22 protein-coding genes are annotated in these 20,945 nt (G+C 66.6%); 6 read left to right on the plus strand and 16 right to left on the minus strand.

Annotation, left to right across the window (positions count from 1 at the left end; genetic code table 11):
- Nucleotides 1-11: 11 nt before the first annotated feature.
- Both BB334_RS04195 and cydP read right to left on the minus strand, forming a co-directional pair.
- Nucleotides 12-1,568: a cytochrome ubiquinol oxidase subunit I gene (locus BB334_RS04195; protein WP_068804737.1), complete on the minus strand. Its 1,557-nt coding sequence runs from the start codon at nucleotides 1,566-1,568 to the stop codon at nucleotides 12-14.
- Nucleotides 1,558-1,755, minus strand: coding sequence for a cytochrome oxidase putative small subunit CydP (gene cydP / locus BB334_RS04200; RefSeq protein WP_068804740.1), 198 nt, complete (start codon nucleotides 1,753-1,755; stop codon nucleotides 1,558-1,560). Before cydP ends, BB334_RS04195 begins: the two co-directional genes overlap by 11 nt.
- 172 nt (nucleotides 1,756-1,927) lie before the next feature.
- On the opposite strand from cydP, the gene BB334_RS04205 reads away from it, so the two are divergent.
- The 4 genes from BB334_RS04205 (at nucleotide 1,928) to BB334_RS04220 (ending at nucleotide 6,626) form a co-directional block, all read left to right on the plus strand.
- Complete coding sequence (locus tag BB334_RS04205; protein ID WP_068804743.1) at nucleotides 1,928-3,283, plus strand: sigma-54 interaction domain-containing protein; 1,356 nt, start codon at nucleotides 1,928-1,930, stop codon at nucleotides 3,281-3,283.
- 415 nt (nucleotides 3,284-3,698) lie between these two features.
- On the plus strand, nucleotides 3,699-4,286 hold the full coding sequence (gene petA / locus BB334_RS04210) for a ubiquinol-cytochrome c reductase iron-sulfur subunit (protein ID WP_068804747.1): 588 nt from the start codon (nucleotides 3,699-3,701) through the stop codon (nucleotides 4,284-4,286).
- 115 nt (nucleotides 4,287-4,401) lie between these two features.
- Nucleotides 4,402-5,988, plus strand: a complete 1,587-nt coding sequence (locus tag BB334_RS04215) for a tetrathionate reductase family octaheme c-type cytochrome (RefSeq protein ID WP_068804750.1) — start codon at nucleotides 4,402-4,404, stop codon at nucleotides 5,986-5,988.
- Nucleotides 5,985-6,626 carry a cytochrome b/b6 domain-containing protein gene (locus BB334_RS04220; protein WP_068804754.1) on the plus strand — a complete coding sequence of 214 codons (642 nt, stop codon included), beginning with the start codon at nucleotides 5,985-5,987 and terminating at the stop codon, nucleotides 6,624-6,626. Before BB334_RS04215 ends, BB334_RS04220 begins: the two co-directional genes overlap by 4 nt.
- An 81-nt stretch (nucleotides 6,627-6,707) precedes the next feature.
- Here BB334_RS04220 and BB334_RS04225 read toward each other — a convergent pair whose 3' ends face one another.
- The 11 genes from BB334_RS04225 to BB334_RS04275 all read right to left on the minus strand — a co-directional run bounded on the left by BB334_RS04225 (nucleotide 6,708) and on the right by BB334_RS04275 (nucleotide 16,508).
- Nucleotides 6,708-7,139 carry a MarR family winged helix-turn-helix transcriptional regulator gene (locus BB334_RS04225; protein ID WP_068804757.1) on the minus strand — a complete coding sequence of 144 codons (432 nt, stop codon included), beginning with the start codon at nucleotides 7,137-7,139 and terminating at the stop codon, nucleotides 6,708-6,710.
- A 160-nt stretch (nucleotides 7,140-7,299) separates the two neighbouring features.
- Nucleotides 7,300-8,274, minus strand: coding sequence for an arsenic resistance protein (locus BB334_RS04230; RefSeq protein ID WP_068804760.1), 975 nt, complete (start codon nucleotides 8,272-8,274; stop codon nucleotides 7,300-7,302).
- A gap of 21 nt (nucleotides 8,275-8,295) precedes the next feature.
- Nucleotides 8,296-9,126, minus strand: coding sequence for an MBL fold metallo-hydrolase (locus tag BB334_RS04235; RefSeq protein ID WP_232756650.1), 831 nt, complete (start codon nucleotides 9,124-9,126; stop codon nucleotides 8,296-8,298).
- Complete coding sequence (locus BB334_RS04240) at nucleotides 9,056-9,466, minus strand: NifB/NifX family molybdenum-iron cluster-binding protein (protein WP_068804773.1); 411 nt, start codon at nucleotides 9,464-9,466, stop codon at nucleotides 9,056-9,058. The genes BB334_RS04235 and BB334_RS04240 overlap by 71 nt, the downstream gene beginning before the upstream one ends.
- Nucleotides 9,467-9,638: 172 nt before the next feature.
- On the minus strand, nucleotides 9,639-10,355 hold the full coding sequence (locus BB334_RS04245; RefSeq protein WP_068804776.1) for an ABC transporter ATP-binding protein: 717 nt from the start codon (nucleotides 10,353-10,355) through the stop codon (nucleotides 9,639-9,641).
- The gene (locus tag BB334_RS04250) at nucleotides 10,348-11,574 is read right to left on the minus strand and encodes an ABC transporter permease (RefSeq protein WP_068804779.1); all 1,227 of its coding nucleotides are present in this window, start codon (nucleotides 11,572-11,574) and stop codon (nucleotides 10,348-10,350) included. The genes BB334_RS04245 and BB334_RS04250 overlap by 8 nt, the downstream gene beginning before the upstream one ends.
- A 17-nt stretch (nucleotides 11,575-11,591) precedes the next feature.
- On the minus strand, nucleotides 11,592-12,833 hold the full coding sequence (locus BB334_RS04255) for an efflux RND transporter periplasmic adaptor subunit (protein ID WP_068804782.1): 1,242 nt from the start codon (nucleotides 12,831-12,833) through the stop codon (nucleotides 11,592-11,594).
- 114 nt (nucleotides 12,834-12,947) lie between these two features.
- A complete protein-coding gene (locus BB334_RS04260; protein WP_068804785.1) occupies nucleotides 12,948-13,658 on the minus strand; it encodes a hypothetical protein in 711 nt (236 codons plus the stop codon).
- A gap of 308 nt (nucleotides 13,659-13,966) precedes the next feature.
- Complete coding sequence (locus BB334_RS04265; protein ID WP_068804788.1) at nucleotides 13,967-14,569, minus strand: IMPACT family protein; 603 nt, start codon at nucleotides 14,567-14,569, stop codon at nucleotides 13,967-13,969.
- An 88-nt stretch (nucleotides 14,570-14,657) separates the two neighbouring features.
- Nucleotides 14,658-15,467 (minus strand): ion transporter, encoded by an 810-nt coding sequence (locus BB334_RS04270; RefSeq protein ID WP_198531174.1) that lies wholly within the window; start codon nucleotides 15,465-15,467, stop codon nucleotides 14,658-14,660.
- A gap of 78 nt (nucleotides 15,468-15,545) precedes the next feature.
- Nucleotides 15,546-16,508, minus strand: coding sequence for a TerC family protein (locus BB334_RS04275; RefSeq protein ID WP_068804791.1), 963 nt, complete (start codon nucleotides 16,506-16,508; stop codon nucleotides 15,546-15,548).
- A gap of 336 nt (nucleotides 16,509-16,844) precedes the next feature.
- Here BB334_RS04275 and BB334_RS04280 point away from each other — a divergent pair, with 336 nt between their 5' ends.
- Nucleotides 16,845-17,288 carry a DUF411 domain-containing protein gene (locus BB334_RS04280; protein ID WP_068804793.1) on the plus strand — a complete coding sequence of 148 codons (444 nt, stop codon included), beginning with the start codon at nucleotides 16,845-16,847 and terminating at the stop codon, nucleotides 17,286-17,288.
- Between the two features lie 82 nt (nucleotides 17,289-17,370).
- Complete coding sequence (locus BB334_RS04285; RefSeq protein WP_068804795.1) at nucleotides 17,371-18,303, plus strand: glutathione S-transferase family protein; 933 nt, start codon at nucleotides 17,371-17,373, stop codon at nucleotides 18,301-18,303.
- Between the two features lie 47 nt (nucleotides 18,304-18,350).
- Here the strand turns inward: BB334_RS04285 and BB334_RS04290 are convergent, their stop codons facing one another.
- The 3 genes from BB334_RS04290 to BB334_RS18395 form a co-directional block, all read right to left on the minus strand.
- Entirely contained in the window at nucleotides 18,351-18,989 is a 639-nt protein-coding gene (locus tag BB334_RS04290) for a potassium channel family protein (protein WP_232756674.1), read from the minus strand.
- A 49-nt stretch (nucleotides 18,990-19,038) separates the two neighbouring features.
- Nucleotides 19,039-20,373, minus strand: a complete 1,335-nt coding sequence (locus BB334_RS04295) for a TrkH family potassium uptake protein (protein ID WP_068804799.1) — start codon at nucleotides 20,371-20,373, stop codon at nucleotides 19,039-19,041.
- Nucleotides 20,374-20,470: 97 nt separating this feature from the next.
- The coding region (locus tag BB334_RS18395) for a LysR substrate-binding domain-containing protein (protein WP_198531175.1) at nucleotides 20,471-20,945 on the minus strand (475 nt) is incomplete at its 5' end.

Genomic DNA, 20,945 nt, shown 5'->3' on the forward strand with positions numbered 1-20,945 from the left:
CCTTGCTCCGGTCAGGCGTGCGCGGTTTCGTTCATGTAGCGACCGGTACCCAGGCTGCCCGGGCCCTGGCGCGCGAACTTGATCATCAGGTACATCTCGACGATCAGCAGCAGGGTGTAGAAGCCGACGAACCCGGCAAGCGAGCCGTACAGGCTATTGACGGTCAGCGTCGACACCGACAGGTGGGTCGGCAGCACGCCGTAGATGGTCCATGGCTGACGGCCGTATTCGGCGACGAACCAGCCCATCTCGCAGGAGATCCACGGCATCGGCAGGAACAGCAGGGCCCACCACAGCAGCCAGCGGCGCTCGGCGAAGTCGCCCTTGACCGAGTACCACAGGGCGAGGCCGAACAGCGCGAGCATGGCGAAGCCGAGCGCCACCATGATGCGGAAGGTCCAGAACAGCGGCGTGACCCGGGGGATGGTGTCGCGCGCCGCGCGGTCGATCAGCTCGGGGGTGACCTCGTCCATCGAGGCGACGTACTTTTTCAGCAGGAGGCCGAAGCCGAGATCGGCCTTGACCTGGTCGAAGGCGTCGCGCAGGGCGAGGTCGGTCGGATCGGCGCGCAACCGCTCGAGCAGCTTCACCGCCTCGACACCGGTGACGATGCGCTCGCGGTTTTTCGCCAGGATGTCGTTGAGGCCGGGAAGCTCCTTGTCGAACGAGCGCGTGCCGATGATCCCCATCGCCCAGGGGATGTGGATCGCGAAGTCGTTCTTCATCTCCTCTTCGTTGGGGATCGCGATCAGGTTGAAGCTGGCGGGTGCGGGCTCGGTTTCCCACATCGCTTCCATCGCGGCGAGCTTGGTCTGTTGCGCTTCGCCGAGGGCGTAGCCCGACTCGTCACCGAGCACGATCACGGAGCACACCGAAGCGAAGCCGAAGGCCGCGGCGATGCGGAAGCTGCGCTTGGCGAACTCGGTGTCGCGGCCCCGCAACAGGTACCAGGCAGAGATCGAGAGCACGAACATCGCGCCGGTGACGTAGCCCGCGGACACCGTATGCACGAACTTGCCCTGTGCCACCGGGTTGAAGACCACCGTCCAGAAGTTGGTCATCTCCATGCGCATCGTTTCGTAGCTGAACTCCGAGCCCACCGGGTTCTGCATCCAGCCGTTGGCGATCAGGATCCACAGCGCCGACAGGTTGGTGCCCACCGCCATCAGGATGGTCACCAGCAGGTGCTGCTGCTTCGACAGCCGGTCCCATCCGAAGAAGAACAGGCCGATGAAGGTGGACTCGAGGAAGAAGGCCATCAGGCCCTCGATTGCGAGCGGGGCGCCGAAGATGTCGCCCACGTAATGGGAGTAATAGGCCCAGTTGGTGCCGAACTGGAACTCCAGGGTGATGCCGGTGGTGACGCCGAGGGCGAAGTTGATGCCGAACAGCTTGCCCCAGAAACGCGTCATGTCCTTGTAGACGAGCTTGCCGGTCATCACGTAGGCGCTTTCCATGATGACCAGCATCCACACCATGCCGATCGTCAGCGGCACGAAAAGGAAGTGGTACATCGCGGTCGCGGCGAACTGTAGCCGCGATAGATCTACCAGTTGCTCACTGAGCATTGGATTCTCCCGAGGTCGTTTGAAGTTTTGCGGGCTGGGCCGCCACGATCCGCGAGCCCATCTTCGCGCTGTCCACCGGCACACCGGCGTCGTGGAAGAACGCCCACCACAGCGCGGTGATGAGCATCAGCTTGACGACGACGACGATGGAGATTTCGCGCAGGAGACGACGGTCTGACCGATTCATGGGACCCTCCGGTGGGATGCCACTCCATAAACAAGAGCCGTGCCAGACCGGCCGATCTCGGAATTCTTGATGGAAATCAAAACAATGGGCGCGGCGGGGAGAGTTCGCGCTTGACCGCCGGACTGCCAGGAAGACACACTGGTGGCATCGATCCGGTCAGGAGTGACAGAAGATGGCTGCAGATCCGCGCCCGCTGCCCGAGCTGGTTTCCTTCCTCGAGAGCCTGCCCGAACCGCACATCCTGTGCGGTCGCGACTTCCGGATCATCGCCGCCAACGCCGCCTACCGAGAGGTGTGCGCGGCTGGCGAATCGGTGGTCGGACGCACCTGTTACGACGTTTCCCACCACTACACCGTACCGTGCGACCGCGCAGGCGAGTCCTGTCCGCTGGCGAGGAGCCTGCAGTCCGGTCAGCGCGAGCGGGTGCTGCACCTGCACCACACGCCCGCCGGCGAGGAGTATGTGAACATCGAGCTGTCCCCGGTGCGCGACGGCGAAGGCGAGATCGCCTGGTTCGTCGAGAAGATGGAGCCGCTGGCGGTGTCGCGTGGGGTGGCGGCGAATCCGGCCCTCATCGGCCATTCGGAGGCGTTTCGCGCGATGCTCGAACTGGTCTCGCGCGTGGCGCCCTCGGACGCGAGCGTGCTGCTACAGGGCGAATCCGGCACCGGCAAGGAGCTGGTCGCCCACACGGTACACGAGGCGAGCCGGCGCGCCGATCATCCCTTCGTGGTGGTCGATTGTTCCGGCCTGCCGGAGACCCTTTTCGAGAGCGAGCTGTTCGGCCACGAGCGCGGCGCCTTCACCGGTGCGACCGCGCGCAAGCCCGGCCTGGTGGAGGCGGCGAGCGGCGGCACGCTGTTCCTCGACGAGATCGGCGACATTCCGCTCGGCATGCAGGTCAAGCTGCTCCGCCTCCTCGAGACCGGTACCTACCGGCGGGTCGGCTCCACCGAACTGCGCCGGGCCGATATCCGCCTGGTTTCGGCGACCCACCGACCGCTGCAGCAGATGATCGCCGAAGGCCGTTTCCGCCAGGATCTCTACTACCGCATCAACACCTTCCCGATCACCGTGCCGCCGCTGCGGGATCGCGAAGGCGACCTGTCGCTTCTGGTCGACTCGCTGCTCAAGCGGGTCGCACCCCAGCGCTCGCTCTCGCTGACACCGGCGGCGCTGCGCGCGCTGCTCGCCTATCGCTTTCCCGGAAACGTGCGCGAGCTGCGCAACGTGCTCGAGCGCGCGAGCCTGATGTGCGACGGCGAGCAGGTCGGCGTCGAACATTTGCCGATGGAACTTACCGCGTCCGCGCGGGGTGAACTGCCCGACGAGGACGTCGTGCCGCGGCTGCATCCGACTTTCCACCGCGCAGCCGAGGAGGACGCGCTCGACCTCGAGGAAGTCCAGCGCCAGGCCCTGATGCGCGCGGTACGCAGTCACCGCGGCAGTCGCCGCGACCTCGCGCGCCGGCTCGGAATCAGCGAACGCACCCTGTATCGACGCCTGCGCGAGCTCGGCGAGGGCTGACCGCCACGCTGCAGCCGTATCACCGGCGGGGTCGCCGCGTTCGCCGCTCCTGCCTCGCCGCGCCGTCCCTCCCAGTAGCGGCGGTGACCGCCGCGTCAAGTCCGGGCGCGCGAGGTTCTGCCCTTCACCCGGCTGCCACCTCGGGTCACGGTCTGTCATGAGTGACAGACAAGGCAGGACGCACGCCTGCTCGCGGCGCAGGCAAGCCGTCACAGTGCGCGAAACGATGCCGCATTCCGAGTCTGGCACGAACCCTGCTTATATGGAGTTGCGAAGTGAGTCCGACGCCGCGATCCCTGCTTGATCGTTTCCTCGACGGTCATCCCCCTGGCAGTGGTTGAGCGACACCCCCCCGGACCCACTTCGCTTTTCACCGCACAGGCCGCCGAATGCACACTTATGCTGGAGCCCTCCAATGAACGAGATTCGCAGACAACGTCGCAACCTCCTGATCGCCACCAGCGCCGCCGGCGGGGTCGCGGTCGCCGCTACCGCAGTGCCTTTCGTTGCCAGCCTCACACCATCCGCGCGTGCGCGCGCCGCCGGCGCCCCGGTGGAGGCGGACGTCAGCAAGCTCGCGCCAGGCGAGATGATGACCGTCGAATGGCGGGGCAAGCCGGTCTGGATCCTGCGGCGGACCCCGGAGATGATCGCCAGCCTCGAGGGCCATGAGGCTCGTCTCGCCGACCCGGCGTCGGAAGAACCGCAGCAGCCCGATTACGCGAGCAATCGCGCTCGCGCGATCAATCCCGAGTTTCTGGTGGTGATCGGCATCTGCACCCACCTGGGCTGCTCGCCAACCGAGAAGCTCGCCCCCGGCGCCCCCAGCGGACTCGGCGACGACTGGCCGGGCGGTTTCCTGTGCCCCTGCCACGGCTCGATCTTCGACCTCTCCGGGCGGGTCTTCCTCAGTCAGCCTGCGCCCACCAACCTCGAGATCCCGCCGCACAAGTGGCTCAGCGCAAGCGTGGTTATCGTCGGCGAGGACGACTCGACCGCCTAGACCTCCGGATCGGCTTCCAGCATTCGCCCGCTCGGGTGAAGAACATTAGACAAATGTCAAATGCCCGGTCGTTCAGCGGCCTACACTGGAAGCCGGATCGAAGGAGGAGAACGTGATGGGCACCCCTTATTCATCGCGTGCTGCAAGCCTTTTCGCAGGACTGGTCCTGGCCACTTTCAGCCTGCTCGCGGGCGCGAACACGCCGACGGTCGATCACGCCGAACTCAAGGCGCTGCAGGGTCCGTTCGCAACCGGCCCGGACGTCACGGAGGCCTGCCTTTCCTGCCACAACAAGGCGGCGCACCAGGTCATGGACAGCATCCACTGGCAGTGGGAGGCGATCAGTCCGACGACCGGCAAGAAGCTTGGCAAGCAGCACGCCGCCAACAACTTCTGCGGCTCGGTGCTCTCGAACGAGCCCCGCTGCACCAGTTGCCACGCGGGCTATGGCTGGACCGATCGGAACTACGACTTCACCAAGCAGGAGAACGTCGACTGCCTGGCCTGCCACGACACCACCGGCACCTACAAGAAGGTGCCGACCGACGCCGGCCATCCGCTGTACGAGCCGCGCGAGATGCCCAAGGGCAGCGGCAAGATCGTGCAGCCGCCCGATCTCGCCAAGATCGCGCAGAACGTTGGTCGCCCGGGTCGCCAGAACTGCGGCGCCTGCCACTTCAACGGCGGCGGCGGCGATGCGGTCAAGCACGGCGATCTCGACACCTCGCTGATCAAGCCCTCGCGCGAGCTCGATGTGCACATGGCCCAGGATGGCGCCAACATGGTCTGCGCCGACTGTCACACCTTCAACGACCACAAGCCCTCGGGCAGCCGCTATGCGGCGATCTCGAAGGACACCGATGGCAAGGACATGCGTTTCGGCGCGCATACGCGGGCGACCTGCGAGTCCTGCCACGACCTCGCCCCGCACGGCAATGAGCGCCTCGACAACCACGTAGACAAGATTGCCTGCCAGACCTGCCACATCCCCGAGTTCGCACGCGGCGGCATCGGCACCAAGACGCTCTGGGACTGGTCGACCGCCGGCAAGCGCGGACCCGACGGCAAGCCGCTGTTCATCAAGGACGAGCACGGACACCTGACCTATTCGGCGGAGAAGGGCGACTTCGAGTACGGCGAGAACGTGCGTCCGACCTACAAGTGGTACAACGGCGTGGTCCATCAGATCGCGATCACCGACAAGATCGACGACAGCAGGATCCTCGAGCTCAACCGCGTCGAGGGCTCGGCGACCGATCCGAATGCGCGCATCTGGCCGTTCAAGGTCATGGTGGGCAAGCAGCCCTACGACCCGGTGAACAAGACCCTGGTGGTCAACCATGTGTATGGCGCCGACGACACCTCGTTCTGGAGCAACTTCGACTACGAGAAGTCGATCAAGGCGGGGATGGAGTATGCGGGCTTCCCCTACAGCGGACAGTTCGACTTCATCGAAACCCGGATGAACTGGTTCATCACCCACATGGTGGCGCCCAAGGAGAAGGCGGTGCGCTGCAACGAGTGCCACACCCGCGCGGACGACGGGCGGCTCGCCGAGATCACCGACATCTACCTGCCGGGCCGCGACCGCAACCCGTGGGTCGACCTGTTCGGCGGGGTGGCGATCGTCGGCGCGATCGGCGCGGGCGCGCTGCACGGCATCGCGCGCATCCTCACCCATCGCAAGGGGAAAGGAAAATGAGCGAGAACCGGATCTACATCTACAAGCGATACGAGCGCTTCTGGCACTGGTCGCAGGCGGCGCTGATCATCGTGATGATGATCACCGGCTTCGAGATCCACGGCAGCTACACACTGATGGGTTTTCGTGATGCGGTGAACCTCCACACCCTGGCAGCGTGGGCGCTGCTCGTGCTGTGGGCCTTCACGATCTTCTGGCAATTCACCACCGGCGAGTGGCGCCAGTACCTGCCCTCGATGCGCAACGTTTCCGCGATGGTCCTCTACTACACGGTAGGCATCTTCAAGGACGTGCCCCACCCCTTCCGCAAGACGGTGGTGCAGAAGCACAACCCGCTGCAGCGGCTGGCCTATCTTGCCCTGCTGGCCTTCATCTCGCCGCTGATCTGGGGTTCGGGCCTGCTGTATCTGTTCTACGCGCAGTGGCCCGGGCTCGGGCTGGACAAATACCTGACGCTCGAGGGCGTGGCGATCGCGCATACCTTGGGCGCTTTCCTGATCACCGCCTTCTTCTTCATCCACGTCTATCTGACGACGACCGGGCACACCGTCTTCGCCCACATCAAGGCGATGATCACCGGCTGGGAGGAAGTCGATGAAGCGCCGGTGGCCGCACCGGCAGCGAGCCGCAAGCGCTGAACAGCGTCCGATCCGACCTTCCGGCACGATGACAACGCCGCCCCTTCGAGGCGGCGTTGTCGTTTGCGGGGATGCTCGGTTTCAGCGCTCGCCGTCATTGAAGCTGGTGATGCGGGCGACGCGGAAAGTGTCCTGCAGCGAGTTCAGTTCGGCGCGATGCAGCAGTGCGAGCCGCTGCAGGTGCTCGATGCCGGCCGGCAGCAGATGGACCTGGACCTGGCGGCGGTCGGTCGGGCTGCGCTGGCGGCGCACCAGTCCGTTCTTCTCGCAGCGCGACACCAGCGCGACCACTCCGTGGTGCTGCATCTGCAGCCGCTCGGCGAGCTCGCCGATCGTCGCCCAGGCGCGCCCGGGGAATCCTTTCACGTGCAGCATCAGCAGGTATTGCAGCGGCGTCAGCCCCTCGCTGCGGGCCGCGTTTTCGCTGAAGTGCAGGAAGCGGCGGAGCTGGTAGCGGAATTCGGAGAGCGCTTCGTAATCCTGCTTGTCGATCGGGGGAGTGTGTTCGGTCATAAAGGTCGATCGTTCGTTGCGTCGCGCAAAGTGGCGCAAGGCGCGCAAACCATAGCACAGGGCCGGGGTACGCCGTTCGGCGCGCCTTTCGGATTGAAGGTCGAGTCGGGGTGGGAGCGGCGACCGCCGCGATCCTGGCGGTAAAGGGCGTTCGCCGCTTCTACGCAGCCGGCGGGCGCGGACCGAAGATGCGGTCGGTGAACTTGACGTACCAGGCGGCGGACTGCACCTGCACGACGTAGGCGAGCGCGATCAACAGCGCGGCCTCGGCGCCGGCACCGCCGAAGGCGTTCATCGACAGCGCGAGCGCGATCGACAGATTGCGCATGACCGTGCCATAGACGAGGGCGATGGCCTCGCCGCGCGGCAGGAGGAGGCGGGCGACGACCGTGCTGATCAGGTAGTTGATGCCGTAGAGGCAGAGCAGCGGCACGATCAGGCGCAGGATCTCGCCCGGGCGGGCAATCAGGGTGTCGGCCTGGAGCGCGATCGCGACGAAGGCGATGCCGAGCACGCCCAGGGTCGACAGCGGCGGAAAGCGCGGACCCCATTCGGCCTGATAGGCCTTCTGGCCGTACTTCCGGATCAACCAGGTCTGCGTGAAATGCCCCGCGAGCATCGGCAGCAGCACGATGACGACGATCTGGCGGAATACGCTGCCCATGTTCACCGGCACCTCGGCGCCGAGCAGCCACAGCACGTAGAGCGGGGTGGCGAGCGAGCCGAGCACCAGCCCGACCACGGTCATCTTCACCGCGGCGCCGAGGTTGCCCCCCGCGAAGCCGGTCCATGAAATGGTCATGCCGCTGGTGGGGAGCAGCGCGGCGAGCAGCAGGCCGAGGGCGAAATAGGGCTGTTCGGGAAAGAACACCTGCCCGAGGCCATAGGCGATGAAGGGCACTAGCGCGAAGTTGATCGCCTGCGCGAGCAGCTGCACCTTGAGGTCGCCGCCTTCGAGCACCTTCTTCAGCTTCAGGTTGACCATCATCGGATAGACCATGAGGAAGGTCAGCGGGACGATCAGGTTTTTCAGCCAGGCGGCAGGTGCCACCGCACCATAGAGCAGGCCGAGCAGCATCGCTACCGGAATGGCGACCAGAAGGTTCTTGGTGACGAGTCCGATCAGCCTGAACATCGCGGTGCCTCCATTACAGGGTCAATAGGATCGGTGTGGCGCCTGGTGCTGTCCGCTTCGCCGCGGCTGGCCGCGTTGCGAACGCCGGGAGAGCATGTCGGCGATGAAGTCGTCGCGGCTCTGGTTGAACATCCGCCCGTAATGCTGCCGCAGTTCGGCCAGCGTCGCGACATGGCGACCATCGATCGCGTGCGCAGGAAACACCAGGGTCTGCTCTGGCAGACGGAAGATGCTCCGCATCAGCGAATCGAACAGCAGCCCCCCATCGACCTCGGCGTCGCCCGAGGGACAATCGCCGGCATCGAACACGTCGCCGCAGAACAGGCGGTCGCGCCAAAGGTAACTCACGCAGGCCGGTGTGTGGCCCGGGGTAGAGAGTACCCGGATGCACTCGTTGCCGAATTCGAGCTGGCTGCCCTCGCCGACGCGCAACGGGATGTGTGGGCATCCGTCCGTCAACACGACACTGTGCGCGACGACCAGCTGGGCGCTCGCGCGCCCGCAGAGTGCGCTGCAGTCCGCGCCGTCGTGTGCGTGGACGTGGGTCCGCAGCACGTAGCGCAGGCGCATCTTGCGCTCGCTCAGCAGGGCGAGGATGAGCTCGTTTTCGCGCGGCGGCGGATCTATGACGACCGCCTCGCGCACGTCGGGATCGCCAAGCAGGTAGGCGATCAGCTTCGATCCAGGGTCTTCGATTGGCTGAAAATACATGGCTGCGCTCGACAGGCGCTTGAGGCGGCCGAAGGCGGCTTTCTGCGGCCGGGGCAGGCTGAGCCGGGCCCTAGTTGGAGTTGCCGTGAGCGTGCCCGTGCCCGTGGCAATGGTGTTCGCCGTGATCGTGGTCATGATCATGATCGTGATCGTGTGGCAGGGGCGGCTTCACCGTTCCGGCGAGGTAATCACGCACCGCGATCAACGGATCGGCTTCGCCGCAAACCACAACTTCGATCCCGCGCTGGGCGAGGCGCGCGACGAAGCCGGGCCCGGCGCTCGCGGTGATCAGGGCGTCGACGCCGTCGATCGGGTGGGCGTCGCCGCGGAATTCGTGAAAAGCCATTTCCTTCGGCAGGTCGATGCGATCGATCTCGCACGGGCTGCACGGGCTGCTGATGTCGTACACGAGGAAGCGGCGGGTCTTGCCGGCGTGGCCGGTGACCGTCCTGAAGTTCTGGCTGGTGACTGCGACTTTCATGTTGACTGCTCCGAGGATCGTTCGTGAGTCTTAAAGCAATTGACGTGCCCATTCCGGGAGCAGTACTTGGCCATCTAAAACAGGACTTTGCGCTGAGGGACGAGGCGGCGAGGGGCTTGCGGGCAGGCAGGCGCTGTCAAACTGCCAGCGCAGCGGCAGTTCGACTGCCAGTTCAGACGGGGGGCGCGTCGGCGACGATCGCGCCGTCGACCAGCTCGACGATGCGATCGCAGCGCGCCGCGAGGCGGGGATCGTGGGTGACGATGAGAAAGCTGGTCGCGAGGGTGGCGTTCACCTCGCGCAGCAGCGCGAACACGCCGTCGGCGGTGCGCGTGTCGAGGTTGCCCGTGGGTTCGTCGGCGAGCACCAGCGAAGGCTGCATCGCCAGCGCACGCGCGATCGCCACCCGCTGCTGCTGGCCGCCGGAGAGCTGGCCAGGCCGGTTGTCCATCTGCGCATGCAGGCCGACCTGCTCGAGCAGGCCGGCAGCGCGCGCGCGCATCGCCTGATCGGGCCGCCCGCGCTCGATCAGCATCGGCATCATCACGTTCTCGAGCGCGCTAAAGGCCGGGATCAGGTGGTGGTACTGGAACACGAAGCCGATGCGCTGGCCGCGCAGGCGGGCGAGCGCGTCGTCGTCGAGGCTGGCGGTGGCCTGGCCGTCGATCGACAGGCTGCCCGCGCTCGGGCGGTCGAGCAGGCCGATTAGGTTGAGCAGGGTGCTCTTTCCCGAACCGGAGGGGCCGATGAGGGCGGCGAACTCACCGCGCGCGAGGCGCAGGTCGATGCCGTGCAGGACCTCGGTCTCGACCCCGGCGTCGCTGCGGTAGGACTTGCGCACGCCCTCGAGCTCGAGGACGGGGCAGGGCGGGGCGACTGGTTCAGCCACGGATCGCCACCACCGGATCGAGGGCGGCCGCCCGGCGGGCCGGGATCAGGGCGGCGAGGATGCCGACCGCGGTCGCGCCGCCGGCGGCGATCGCGATCAGGCCGGGCGCGACCGCGATCTCGAACATCGGCGTGCCGTCCGGATTGCGCGCGAAGACCTGCCACAGGCTGAGGAAGAGCCAGGCCAGCGCCGATCCGAGCAGCGAGCCGAGCAGGCCGACGACGCCGCCTTGCAGCAGGAAGGTGCGCAGCATCTGGCCGCGGGTCGCCCCCATCGCGCGCAGGATGCCGATCTCGCGTGAGCGCTGCACCACCGACACCACGAGCACGCTGGCGATGCCGAAGGCCACCGAGAGGCCGACGAAGAACCGGATCACGTTGCTCGACACGCTCTGCGAGCTGAGCGCGGTGAAGAACTGGGCGTTGGTGCGGATCCAGCTGTCGGCCTGCAGACCGGTGTCGTCGGCGATGCGCTGGGCGAGTATTTCCGCCGCGTAGATGTCGTGCAGGGCGAGATCGAGGCTGGAGACGCCGCCGACAAGATCGAGCAGGCTCTGTGCAGCGCGCAGGCTCACGTAGACGTTGCGCGCATTGACGCTCTTGCTGCCGAGGTCGAACAGGCCGGTGATCAGGAAGGTGTCGGTGATACCGTCGGCGGACCCGATGCGCAGCTTGTCGCCGACGCCGGCGCCGAGATCCTTCGCCAGCTCGATGCCGATCACCGCCTCGCCTGCATTGACCCGCAGTTGCCCTCCGACGATGCGGGTGGCGATGTCGACCACCCGCACGTAGTGCTCGGGCTCGATCCCGATCAGGGTGATGGACTTGTTGGCGTCGCCGCGCACCGCGAAGGCCGGCCCGGAGGCGACCGGCGACACGCCGGCGATCGCGGGCATCGCCGCGAGGCGGGTGCGGATGCGCTGCCACTGGTCGATCGAGCGCAGGCGCTGGGCCTGCTTCTGCACCAGCGGACCGAGCAGCGCGTCGTCTTGCGCACGCAGCGGACGGGCGACGTCCTCCGGTGGCAGGACCACGATGTGCGCCTGCGAGGCCAGGGTGCGCGCGAGCAGGTTGGCCTGCAGCCCGGAGAGGAGGGCGGACATGAACACGATCACCGACACCCCGACGCCGACGCCGACGATGATCAGCACGCTCTGCATGCGCCCCTCGCGCAGGAAGCGGATCGCGGCGATCCACTCGAAGGGAAGCCAGGGATGCACGCCGTCCGCCTCCTGCGTCAGCCGGCGAGCGGGCGCACGCGGTCGCCCTCGCCGATCGTGTCCTCGTGCGCAGGCACCAGCTGCTCGCCCGCGACGACTCCCTCAAGGATCTCCACGCGGCCATCGCCATGCAGGCCGGCACGCACCGGCTGGCGGCGTGCAACGCCGTCGCGCACCACCAGCACCCACGGCTGCTCACCACCCGCATCGCGCACCGTGTCGGCCGGCACCACGATCGCGCGCTCGCGCCGCGCGGTGACGATGTCGATCGAGACGGTCATGTCTTCGCGCAGGTAATCGGGGGGCTCGGGCACCCGCAGGCGCACCTCGACCGAGCCGCGCAAGGCGTCGATGACCGGGCTGATGAAGCTGATTTCGGCATCGAATCGACGCGCGGGAAAGGCGTCGGCGGACACGCGGGCGGCCTGGCCGAGGGCGAGCAGCTCGAGGTTCTTCTCGTCGATCTGGGCGACGAGCTCGGTCACGCCGAGCGGCGAGATCGTCATCAGCAGCTTGCCGGGCTGCACCGCGTCGCCCGGCTCGACGCCGCGCATCAGCAGGACGCCATCCACCGGCGCCTCGATGCGGGCGTAGGCGAGGCGGGCACGCGCGAGCGCGAGGCTGGCGCGCGCCTGGTCGACCGCGAGCCGGGCGAGGCGCTCGTCGCTGCCGCCGGGCTCGCCGCTGCCGACCTGCAGGCGCGCGGCGTGCAGCTGACTGCGGGCGACGTCCAGGCTTCGCCGCGCCTCGTCGAGTTGGGTCTGGCTGTAGAAGCCGCGCGCGACCAGTTCTCTGGTGCGCTCGAACTGTTTCTGTGCCTGCACCAGGGTGGCCTCGGCCTGGCGCACGGATTCACGGGCAAGGGGCAGGGCGAGTTCGCCCACCTGGGCGAGGCGGGCCTCGCTCTGCGCCACGCTCGCCGCCGCCTGCGCAAGCGCCGCCTGCAGCTCCTCGTCGTCGAGCTGGATCAGCGCTTGTCCGCGCACCAGCGCATCGCCTTCGCGCGCGAGAACCTGCACAACCTGCCCGGAAATCTGGCTGCCGAGTTCGACGCGCCGCGGGGAGCGCACCTTGTCGCTGACGACCACGGACTGCAGCAACTCGCCTTCATCCACATTCGCCACCACGACACGTTCGGCGAACAAAGGCAGGGCCGGAAGTACGGCGAGGAGGGCGAGGGCGGCGATCAGGACGATCCCGACGCGCAACAGGCGCGACCTGCGATCGGGCGATCCGGAGGGTGTTGCGGGCGATGCCATGCGGGCGGGCCTGTGTGCAGTGGAGCCCTGTGCGAGCGGAACCGGGATGCTAACCCGAAGCAGTCATCAGCGATAGATAAGCCGGATCTAATATTCCGGAGGCGGTTGCCGTGCTTACTCTTCCTGTCCCCGCGGGCGGCGGAAATCATCCTCGATCCAGGCGGTAGCGCTCGCGCTGCCGAGCCGGAAGTCGGGCCGCACGCGGATGCAGGCGACTTCCTCGCCGGCGTCGTCGAGCGCGCTCAGCAGGGCATGGGGTTCGTACTCGTCCGGTACGATATCGAGCCGGACCTCCCACTGGCGGTCGAGGGCGAACACGGTCTGACGCTTGTGCAGCGCGGCTTGGCGTTGTTGCTCGTGCCGTTGCAGCACCTCCGAAGCGGTCTTGACCAGGGTGTTGAAGGCCGCCTGGTCGAGCGGCTTCGGATTCTTCTTGTCGCGGCCCATGGTCCATGGGCCGACCAGCGCCGGCTCGGGCTCGCCATCCTGGTACATCGCGACCGCCCAGCCATCGTCGTCCTCGTTCTTGATCACGCGCGCGGTCCAGCCGTCGAGTTGCCACAGGCGGTCTTCACGGCGGGCAGTGATGTCAGGGGCGTCTTCGTTCGGGTCGGTGGCAGAGCTGGCGTGGGCTTGGTTCATGGTCGTGAGCAGGTCCGTGATGGGATCGGGCATCGGAAGAGCGACCGGCTCGGCGACGTCGCCGGTCGAGGTGTCGGGCGCGACCGCGCCCCGAGCGCGCGCAGCTTCGCGGCGGCGGCGAGTCGGCCGCGGCGTGGCAACGGGCACGAGCGGGTCGGCGAAGTCGAGGCTGAGTTGGGTCATGTCAGGCGGCCACGGTCCGAGCGCGTCAGTGAGCGGAGTCGCTCGGGCTTTCGGGTGCGGCGTGGGAGGTCTGCTCGAAAGCTGGAAGTCTATACAGCTGCGTATGAAAGGCAAAGATCAGGCCTTAGGATTACCGGCGTGCACGTCGCCGCCCCGCGGAAGTGACGCGCCGTCTATAACCAGCATAATGTGTATTATGTAAACTAGAAAACAGGGATGACGTCGTGCAGCGATATCACCCGAAGTGCTCGACGCGATGACGGCCCCCCTGCTCGACGACCGCGGCGCCCGATGCTCCGGACATTGGCCTAGCCGACGTCCTCCGGCGGCACCCGCCATTCGATTCGCCCTTGGCCGGCCTCCGCCAGACGCGCCTGCAGCGTGGCGGCGGCGTCCTCCGCCAGGCGGAAGCACGCTTTCACCGCCTCGTCGTGCGTGACGCTCAGCAGGCTGGCGCCCGCGAGCTCCAGTTCGCGCCGCAACAGCCCCTCGAGCGCATACGGGACCGCGCAGCACAGCGTCGTCAGCCGCAAGATCGGCACCTTGTCCGCCTGCAGCAGCGCCTGCGCCACCGCATCCGTGTAGGCGCGCACCAGTCCGCCCGCCCCCAGCCTGACGCCGCCGAAATAGCGGACCACGGTGGCGAGCACGCCTTCGAGATCCTGATGCCGCAGTACTTCGAGCATCGGCCGGCCGGCGGTGCCGCTCGGCTCGCCGTCATCCACCGCCGCCGACTGCCCGCCGGCGAGCAGCGCCCAGCACACGTGGCTTGCGCCGGGGTGCTGCGCCCACAGCGCCGCCACCGCCTGCTGCGCGCTGGGCCGGTCAGCCATCGGCTGCACGCAGCCGATGAAGCGGCTTTTCCTGATGATCAGTTCGCTATGGACGGCGGCGGCGAGGGTCTGCGGCATGGCGGCGATTCTATCCGATGGCCCGGCAGAGGCCGCCAGGGGCTCGTCAGCCGGCTTCGCCGCCGGGATTCGATCGCGCCAGAAACCATCATGAAGCCCCTCCCCTCGAGGCGCCCTCCTCGCGCCGGAATGCAGCCAGTTCCGCACGCAGGGCCCGGATCTCGGTCAGCACTTCGTCGTGATCGAGATCCACCAGCGCCCGGGTCTTCGCCTGCTCGTCATGCTCCACTTCACTCATGGCGTCGACGACGATCGCGATGAAAAGGTTGAGCACCGCAAAGGTCGTCAGCAGGATGAACACGACGAAGAAGATCCACGCATACGGGTGGGCCTCGATGACCGGGCGCGCGATGCCCATCGACCACGACTCCAGCGTCATGACCTGGAACAAGGTGTAGAAGGAAGCGCCGATCGTGCCGAACCACTCGGGGAAATCGCCGCCGAAGAGCTTGGTCGTCATCACGGACGCCACATAGAACACGAGCAGCAACAAGGTGAGGACGGACCCCATGCCGGGAATCGCTTTCAGCAACGCGCTCACCACCTTGCGCATCGACGGGACGACGGAGATGAGGCGCAGTGCGCGCAGGATGCGCAACGAGCGCAGCACCGAGAAGCCCGCCCCGAACGGCGCAAGCGTAATCGCGACGATCGTGAAATCGAACACGTTCCAGCCGCTGCGGAAGAATCGGAGTCGATAGACGATGAGTTTCATCGCGATCTCGACCACGAAGACGAGCAGTGCGGCGCGATCGAGTGCGAGCATGAGGCCGCCCGCCCGGGCCATCACCGTCGGCGAGGTCTCGAGCCCCAGGGTGACGGCATTGATGACGATGACCGCGATGACGAAGCGCTGGAAGCGGGGAGATTCGACGATGCGTTGCAGGGAATCGATCATGATTTTGAACGGGAATACGAAGGATTGAGGGAGAACCCGGGAAGCCGCCGCGCGACTGGGCGGCAATCCCGAGCCCATTCAGACGAGGTTTTTTGCCTTGCGCGACGCATGCCACAGGCTCGCCGCGATCGCAATGGCGAGGATGGTCCCGACCACCGCGAGCGAGACCAGCACCGGGATCTTCACCCAATCGACGATCAGCATCTTGGTGCCGATGAAGACCAGGATCGCGGCCAGGCCGTACTTGAGCAGCTCGAAGCGGTCACCGAGGTCGGCAAGCAGGAAGTACATCGCGCGCAGGCCAAGGATCGCGAAGAGGTTCGAGGTCAGCACGATGAAGGGGTCGGTGGTGATCGCGAAGATCGCCGGGATGCTGTCGACCGCGAAGATCACGTCGGAGATCTCCACCAGCACGAGCGCGAGGAACAGCGGCGTCATCATCCGCACCCCGTCGCGCATGACGAAGAAGCGCTCGCCTTCCAGCCGCTCGGTGACCGGATAGTGGTTGCGGATCCAGCGGATGAAGGGGTTCTTCTCGAGGTCCGGGTCGTGTTCGGAAAACCACGCCATCTTGATGCCGGTGATGACGAGGAAGGCGCCGAAAAGGTAGAGGATCCAGTGGAACTCGGTGATCAGCCAGCTGCCGGCGAAGATCATGATCGTGCGCAGCGCGATCGCGCCGACGATGCCGTACAGCAGCACGCGGCGCTGCAGCTCCAGCGGCACCGCGAAGAAGCTGAAGATCATCATCCATACGAAGACGTTGTCGACCGCGAGCGACTTCTCGACCAGGTAGCCGGTGACGAAGGCGAGCGCCTTCTCGTTGGCGAGCGCGCGTCCGAGTGTGCCGTCCAGATACCACCACAGGCCGCCGGCGAACAGCAGCGAGACCGTCACCCAGGCGAGCGACCAGCCCGCCGCCTCTTTCAGGGACACGCGATGCTGCCTGCCGCCGCCGAAGGCAAGCAGGTCCACCAGCAGCATCGTCACCACGATGGCGGCGAACGCCGCCCACATCCACCACGTTCCGATCGACTCCATCGCACGCTCCGCACAAAACACAAAAGGGCCTGTTCCCGAAGGACACAGACCCTTGCGTGAGCTCTGCGCGCACGGACCCTGCCCTTCGGGCAAGGTCTCGCTCGCAACGAAATCGCTGCCTGCAGCACCGGGCGACTGTCTTGCGACAATCCTGCCGTGATGACGATGCTGCAGCGTGAAAAGCTACTCCCCTTGATGGAGCGCGAGTGTAGGTCTCGCCACGGCAAAGTCAAGAGGGACTGTCGACTTGCTTACGGAAATGTAATTCCGGGGTCAGCTTGCCGTCGGGTTCGGCGTGTCAGACTGCACTTCAACCCCATCAACCGGAAGACGCACATGAAGTCGAGAAGTGCACTGGGCGGACTCATCGCGAGCCTGATGATCGTCAGCGGCGCTGCCCTCGCGCAGAGCCCCACGCGCGTGGAGGTCTTCAAGAGCGCGTACTGCGGGTGCTGCGGCAAGTGGGTCGAGCACCTGCGCGAGAACGGCTTCGACGTCGTCACCAAGGACGTGGACGACGTCCCTGCTGCCCGCGAGCGCCTCGGCATGCCCGAGCGTTACGGCTCCTGCCACACCGCCAAGGTGGGGCAATACTCGATCGAGGGCCATGTGCCCGCGGCCGACGTCCGTCGTCTGCTCGCCGAGTCTCCGACGGCGGTTGGTCTGGCAGCCCCGGGCATGCCTCAGGGCTCGCCCGGAATGGAGACCGCGAACCCGCAACCCTACGAGACCCTGCTGGTTCATCCGGACGGGGGATCGAGCGTCTTTGCCCGCCACTGACCGGTCACGGACGGTGCGCCCTGCGTCGCCGTCCGCTACCCTGTCGACCAAGACAAGACCGATCGCGACAGGAGAGCGCATCATGCTGGTCGATGGACGTTGGGTGGATAAGTGGCAGCCGGTACAGGCAAGCGATGACCAGGGTCGATTCATTCGTCAGGACTCGGGCTTTCGACATCGCATCGGCGCAGACAGCCCCGAGGGTTTCGCCCCGGAAGCCGGGCGCTACGTGCTGTACGTGGCATACGTCTGCCCCTGGGCGTGCCGCACCCTGATCGCGCTGCGGCTCAAGGGGCTGGAGCACGCGATGGACGTCCGTGTGGTCGACCCGCGCCTCACCGACCAGGGCTGGGCCTTCAGCGGCGAACTCGGCACCGACCTCGACGACATCAACGGCGCGCGCCACGTACACGCACTGTACACCCTGGCGGACCCCGCCTACACGGGACGGGCGACCGTGCCCCTGCTCTGGGACAGGTCGCGCGGCACCATCGTGAATAACGAATCGGCCGACATCCTGCTGATCCTCAACGACGATTTCAGCGGCCTGGCGCGCCACCCGGTCGACCTGCGGCCGGCAGCCCTGGTCGAGGCGATCGACGCGGCCAACGCGCGCCTCTACGCGGACTTCAACAACGGCGTGTACCAAGCGGGATTCGCGACCACGCAGAGGGCGTACGGGGAGGCGGTCCGGCGGGTTTTCGAGTGCCTCGACTGGATGGACGCCCGCCTCGCGAACGCCCGCTGGCTGGTCGGCGAACAGCCCACCGAGACCGACGTCCGCGCCTTCGTGACGCTGGCCCGCTTCGACCTCGCGTACTACGGGCTCTTCAAGTGCAATCTGCGCCCGCTCGCCGCCTACCCGAACGTGATGGCCTATTTCCGCCGCTTGCTGGCGAAGCCGGCGTTCGCCAGCAGCGTGCGCGCGGACCACATCAAGGCCGGGTACTACTCGATCAGAGCGTTGAACCCGACCGGGATCGTGCCGGCCGGGCCGCTTCTCGACTATCTCTGAACACCGTCGTCGCTCACACCCGAAACCATCATCGAGGGTTGAAAACCTCAGCGGCGCCGGCCAGTTGCGGCAAAGGCCTCGACCTTCTTGGTCGGCCCTGAAACGATGAGCAGATCACCGGCGCGCACCGTGCTGCTCGGCGTTGCATGCTGAAAGTCCTCGTGCGCGCGCTTGATGCCGACCACGGTGATGCCGAATTTCTCGCGCACGCCCGACTCGGCGAGGGTCAGGTCTGAGGTGGCTGCCGGTGCATGGATCTTGGCGATCGCAAAACCGTCGTCGAATTCGATGTAGTCGATCATTCGCCCGCTGATCAGGTGAGCGACACGCTCGCCCATGTCAGCCTCGGGATAAACCACATGATGCGCGCCGATACGCTCGGCGAGCTTGCCATGCTCGGGTGTCATCGCCTTCACCCAGATATCGGGTATCTCGAGTTCGGTGAGCGCCATGACCGTCATCAGGCTGGCGGCGAGGTCGCCGCCGATGCCCACGATGGCATGCGCGAAGTCGGCAACGCCGAGTTGGCGCATGGTCATCGCACTGGTCGCGTCGGCCTGCACGGCATGGGTGAGCAGGTCGGCCCACTCGTGGACCGGCTCCGCGTTGCGATCGATCCCCATGACGTCATGCCCGAGCTGCATCAGCGACTGCGCAACGGCGCCGCCGAAGCGCCCCAGGCCCATCACGACCACGCTGTCGCCCTTGGCGAACGAGAACTGTTCGGTAAATAGTCTAGCCAACAACGGGATGCTCCTCAGGATAGCGGTACGGCATGCGGTGCTCGCCCAGCGCAAGCGAGGCGGCGAGCGTGATCGTACCGACCCGGCCGACGTACATCAGCAGGGCCAGCATCAGCTGGGCCGATTCGGGCAGATCGGCGGTGATGCCGGTGGACAGGCCCACCGTGCCGAAGGCCGAAATGACCTCGAAGATGATCTTGTCCGTCGCGATGTCGGTGGTGCGCAGGATGAAAAGCGTGCCGAGCACGACCATTGCGCTGCCGAGCACGAGCACGGTGATGGCCTGGCGCTGCGAAGACAGACTGATCCGCCGGCCGAAGGCCTCGGTGTCCGACCTGCCGCGTATCTCGGCGATCACCAGCAGCGCGAGGATCATCGCCGTGCCCACCTTGACCCCGCCGGCGGTGCCCGCGCTGCCGCCGCCGATGAACATCAGGAAATAGTGCAGGCCGAGGCTTTCATGCGTCAGTCCGCCGATGTCGATCGAGTTGAAGCCGGCGGTGCGCGAGGACACCGAGGCGAAGATCGCAGAGAGCATCTTGTCCGGCACCGACATCGTCCCGAGCGTCCTCGGGTTGGACCACTCGAAGGCCAGCAGCGTGAGCGCCCCGCCGGCCAGGAGTATCCCCGTGCCCAGCAGCGTCAGCTTCGTATGCACCGACCAATGGTGCGGGTCCCCGGGTTTGTTGCGCAGATCGTGCAGGACCGGAAAGCCGAGTCCGCCAAGCACGATCGCCAGCATGATCGGGAGCAGGAAGATGCCGTCGGTGGCATAGCGCACCAGGCCGTCGGCGTGGATGGAGAAGCCCGCGTTGTTGAACGCCGAGATCGCATGGAAGACGCCGCTCCAGACGGCTTCGCGCCAGGGCAGTTCGTAAGTGCTCTGTAGCCGCACGGTCAGTACGAGCGCAGCCAGCGATTCGACAATCACGGTGACGATCAGCACCAGCTTGGCGACGCTGGTGACGTCGCCGATGCCGAGCGTGTGCGTTTCGGTCTGGACGGTGAGCCGGGTGCGCAGGCGCAGCGAGCGGTTGACCATCAGTCCGAGCAGGGTAGCGGCAGTCATCATGCCGAACCCGCCGATCTGGAACAGCGCCATGAGCACCCACTGCCCGAAGGGGGACCAGTAGCTGCCCGTATCGACCGTCACGAGGCCCGTGACGCATACCGCCGACACCGAGGTGAAGAGCGCGACGACCCAGGGCGCACCCGTCGCCTCCGCGTGCGACACAGGCAGCATCAGCAGCGCCATTCCGATCAGAATCGTGATCAGGAAGGCCAGCGGAACGACGCGGGCGGGATGCTGGACCTCTCGAATCCGCAAGGAAGCCTCGAAACAGTGTCGTTATGGGTCGATTGGGCGCATGGTCGGCGCTGATCATACTCCGAGCGGACAGCCACGCAGCCCCTTCGAGCGCCCCTCACCCGAGCGCGAGCGTCTCGGGCAGGCAGCGCTCGGCCAGGGTATGCGAGAGTTGCGCAGCGGCAGCCCGCAGGCAGTCCTCGAGCCGGCGGCTCAGTACGGAAGCGGGCGCACTGCCATTGCGCAAAAGATGGACGTCGAAGCGCATCGCCGGCGCGAGCCGCAGCACCACGACGCGTTCGGGTGCCAGCGTCGCGGCGGTGAAGCCGTCGACGAAGGCATAGCCGAGCCCCTGCTCCACCAGCGTCGCGGCCAGCGCATACGTTTGCACGCGCAAGGCGCGGTGCGCCTGCCAGCCGATCTGCTCCAGCCGCACGGCCAGGCGCTCGCCCAGCGGTGTGGCCTCGGCGAGCGCGACGAAGGGACGCCCGGCCAGCCAGGCGCGCGCGCCGGGACGCGGGGTCTCGATCGCCCATGCGCGCGGCGCGACCAACACCATCTCGCCTTGCGCGAATGCTGCCGCGGAGAGCGCG

It is taken from the genome of Thauera phenolivorans, assembly GCF_001696715.1.
Classification (GTDB): domain Bacteria; phylum Pseudomonadota; class Gammaproteobacteria; order Burkholderiales; family Rhodocyclaceae; genus Thauera; species Thauera phenolivorans.

Coding starts and splice junctions, on each gene's coding strand:
- BB334_RS04195 (WP_068804737.1), bottom strand. CDS start 1,568: ATGCTCAGTGAGCAACTGGTAGATCTATCGCGGCTACAGTTCGCCGCG.
- cydP (WP_068804740.1), bottom strand. CDS start 1,755: ATGAATCGGTCAGACCGTCGTCTCCTGCGCGAAATCTCCATCGTCGTC.
- BB334_RS04205 (WP_068804743.1), top strand. CDS start 1,928: ATGGCTGCAGATCCGCGCCCGCTGCCCGAGCTGGTTTCCTTCCTCGAG.
- petA (WP_068804747.1), top strand. CDS start 3,699: ATGAACGAGATTCGCAGACAACGTCGCAACCTCCTGATCGCCACCAGC.
- BB334_RS04215 (WP_068804750.1), top strand. CDS start 4,402: ATGGGCACCCCTTATTCATCGCGTGCTGCAAGCCTTTTCGCAGGACTG.
- BB334_RS04220 (WP_068804754.1), top strand. CDS start 5,985: ATGAGCGAGAACCGGATCTACATCTACAAGCGATACGAGCGCTTCTGG.
- BB334_RS04225 (WP_068804757.1), bottom strand. CDS start 7,139: ATGACCGAACACACTCCCCCGATCGACAAGCAGGATTACGAAGCGCTC.
- BB334_RS04230 (WP_068804760.1), bottom strand. CDS start 8,274: ATGTTCAGGCTGATCGGACTCGTCACCAAGAACCTTCTGGTCGCCATT.
- BB334_RS04235 (WP_232756650.1), bottom strand. CDS start 9,126: ATGATCATGACCACGATCACGGCGAACACCATTGCCACGGGCACGGGC.
- BB334_RS04240 (WP_068804773.1), bottom strand. CDS start 9,466: ATGAAAGTCGCAGTCACCAGCCAGAACTTCAGGACGGTCACCGGCCAC.
- BB334_RS04255 (WP_068804782.1), bottom strand. CDS start 12,833: ATGGCATCGCCCGCAACACCCTCCGGATCGCCCGATCGCAGGTCGCGC.
- BB334_RS04260 (WP_068804785.1), bottom strand. CDS start 13,658: ATGACCCAACTCAGCCTCGACTTCGCCGACCCGCTCGTGCCCGTTGCC.
- BB334_RS04265 (WP_068804788.1), bottom strand. CDS start 14,569: ATGCCGCAGACCCTCGCCGCCGCCGTCCATAGCGAACTGATCATCAGG.
- BB334_RS04270 (WP_198531174.1), bottom strand. CDS start 15,467: ATGATCGATTCCCTGCAACGCATCGTCGAATCTCCCCGCTTCCAGCGC.
- BB334_RS04275 (WP_068804791.1), bottom strand. CDS start 16,508: ATGGAGTCGATCGGAACGTGGTGGATGTGGGCGGCGTTCGCCGCCATC.
- BB334_RS04280 (WP_068804793.1), top strand. CDS start 16,845: ATGAAGTCGAGAAGTGCACTGGGCGGACTCATCGCGAGCCTGATGATC.
- BB334_RS04285 (WP_068804795.1), top strand. CDS start 17,371: ATGCTGGTCGATGGACGTTGGGTGGATAAGTGGCAGCCGGTACAGGCA.
- BB334_RS04290 (WP_232756674.1), bottom strand. CDS start 18,989: ATGGGCCTGGGGCGCTTCGGCGGCGCCGTTGCGCAGTCGCTGATGCAG.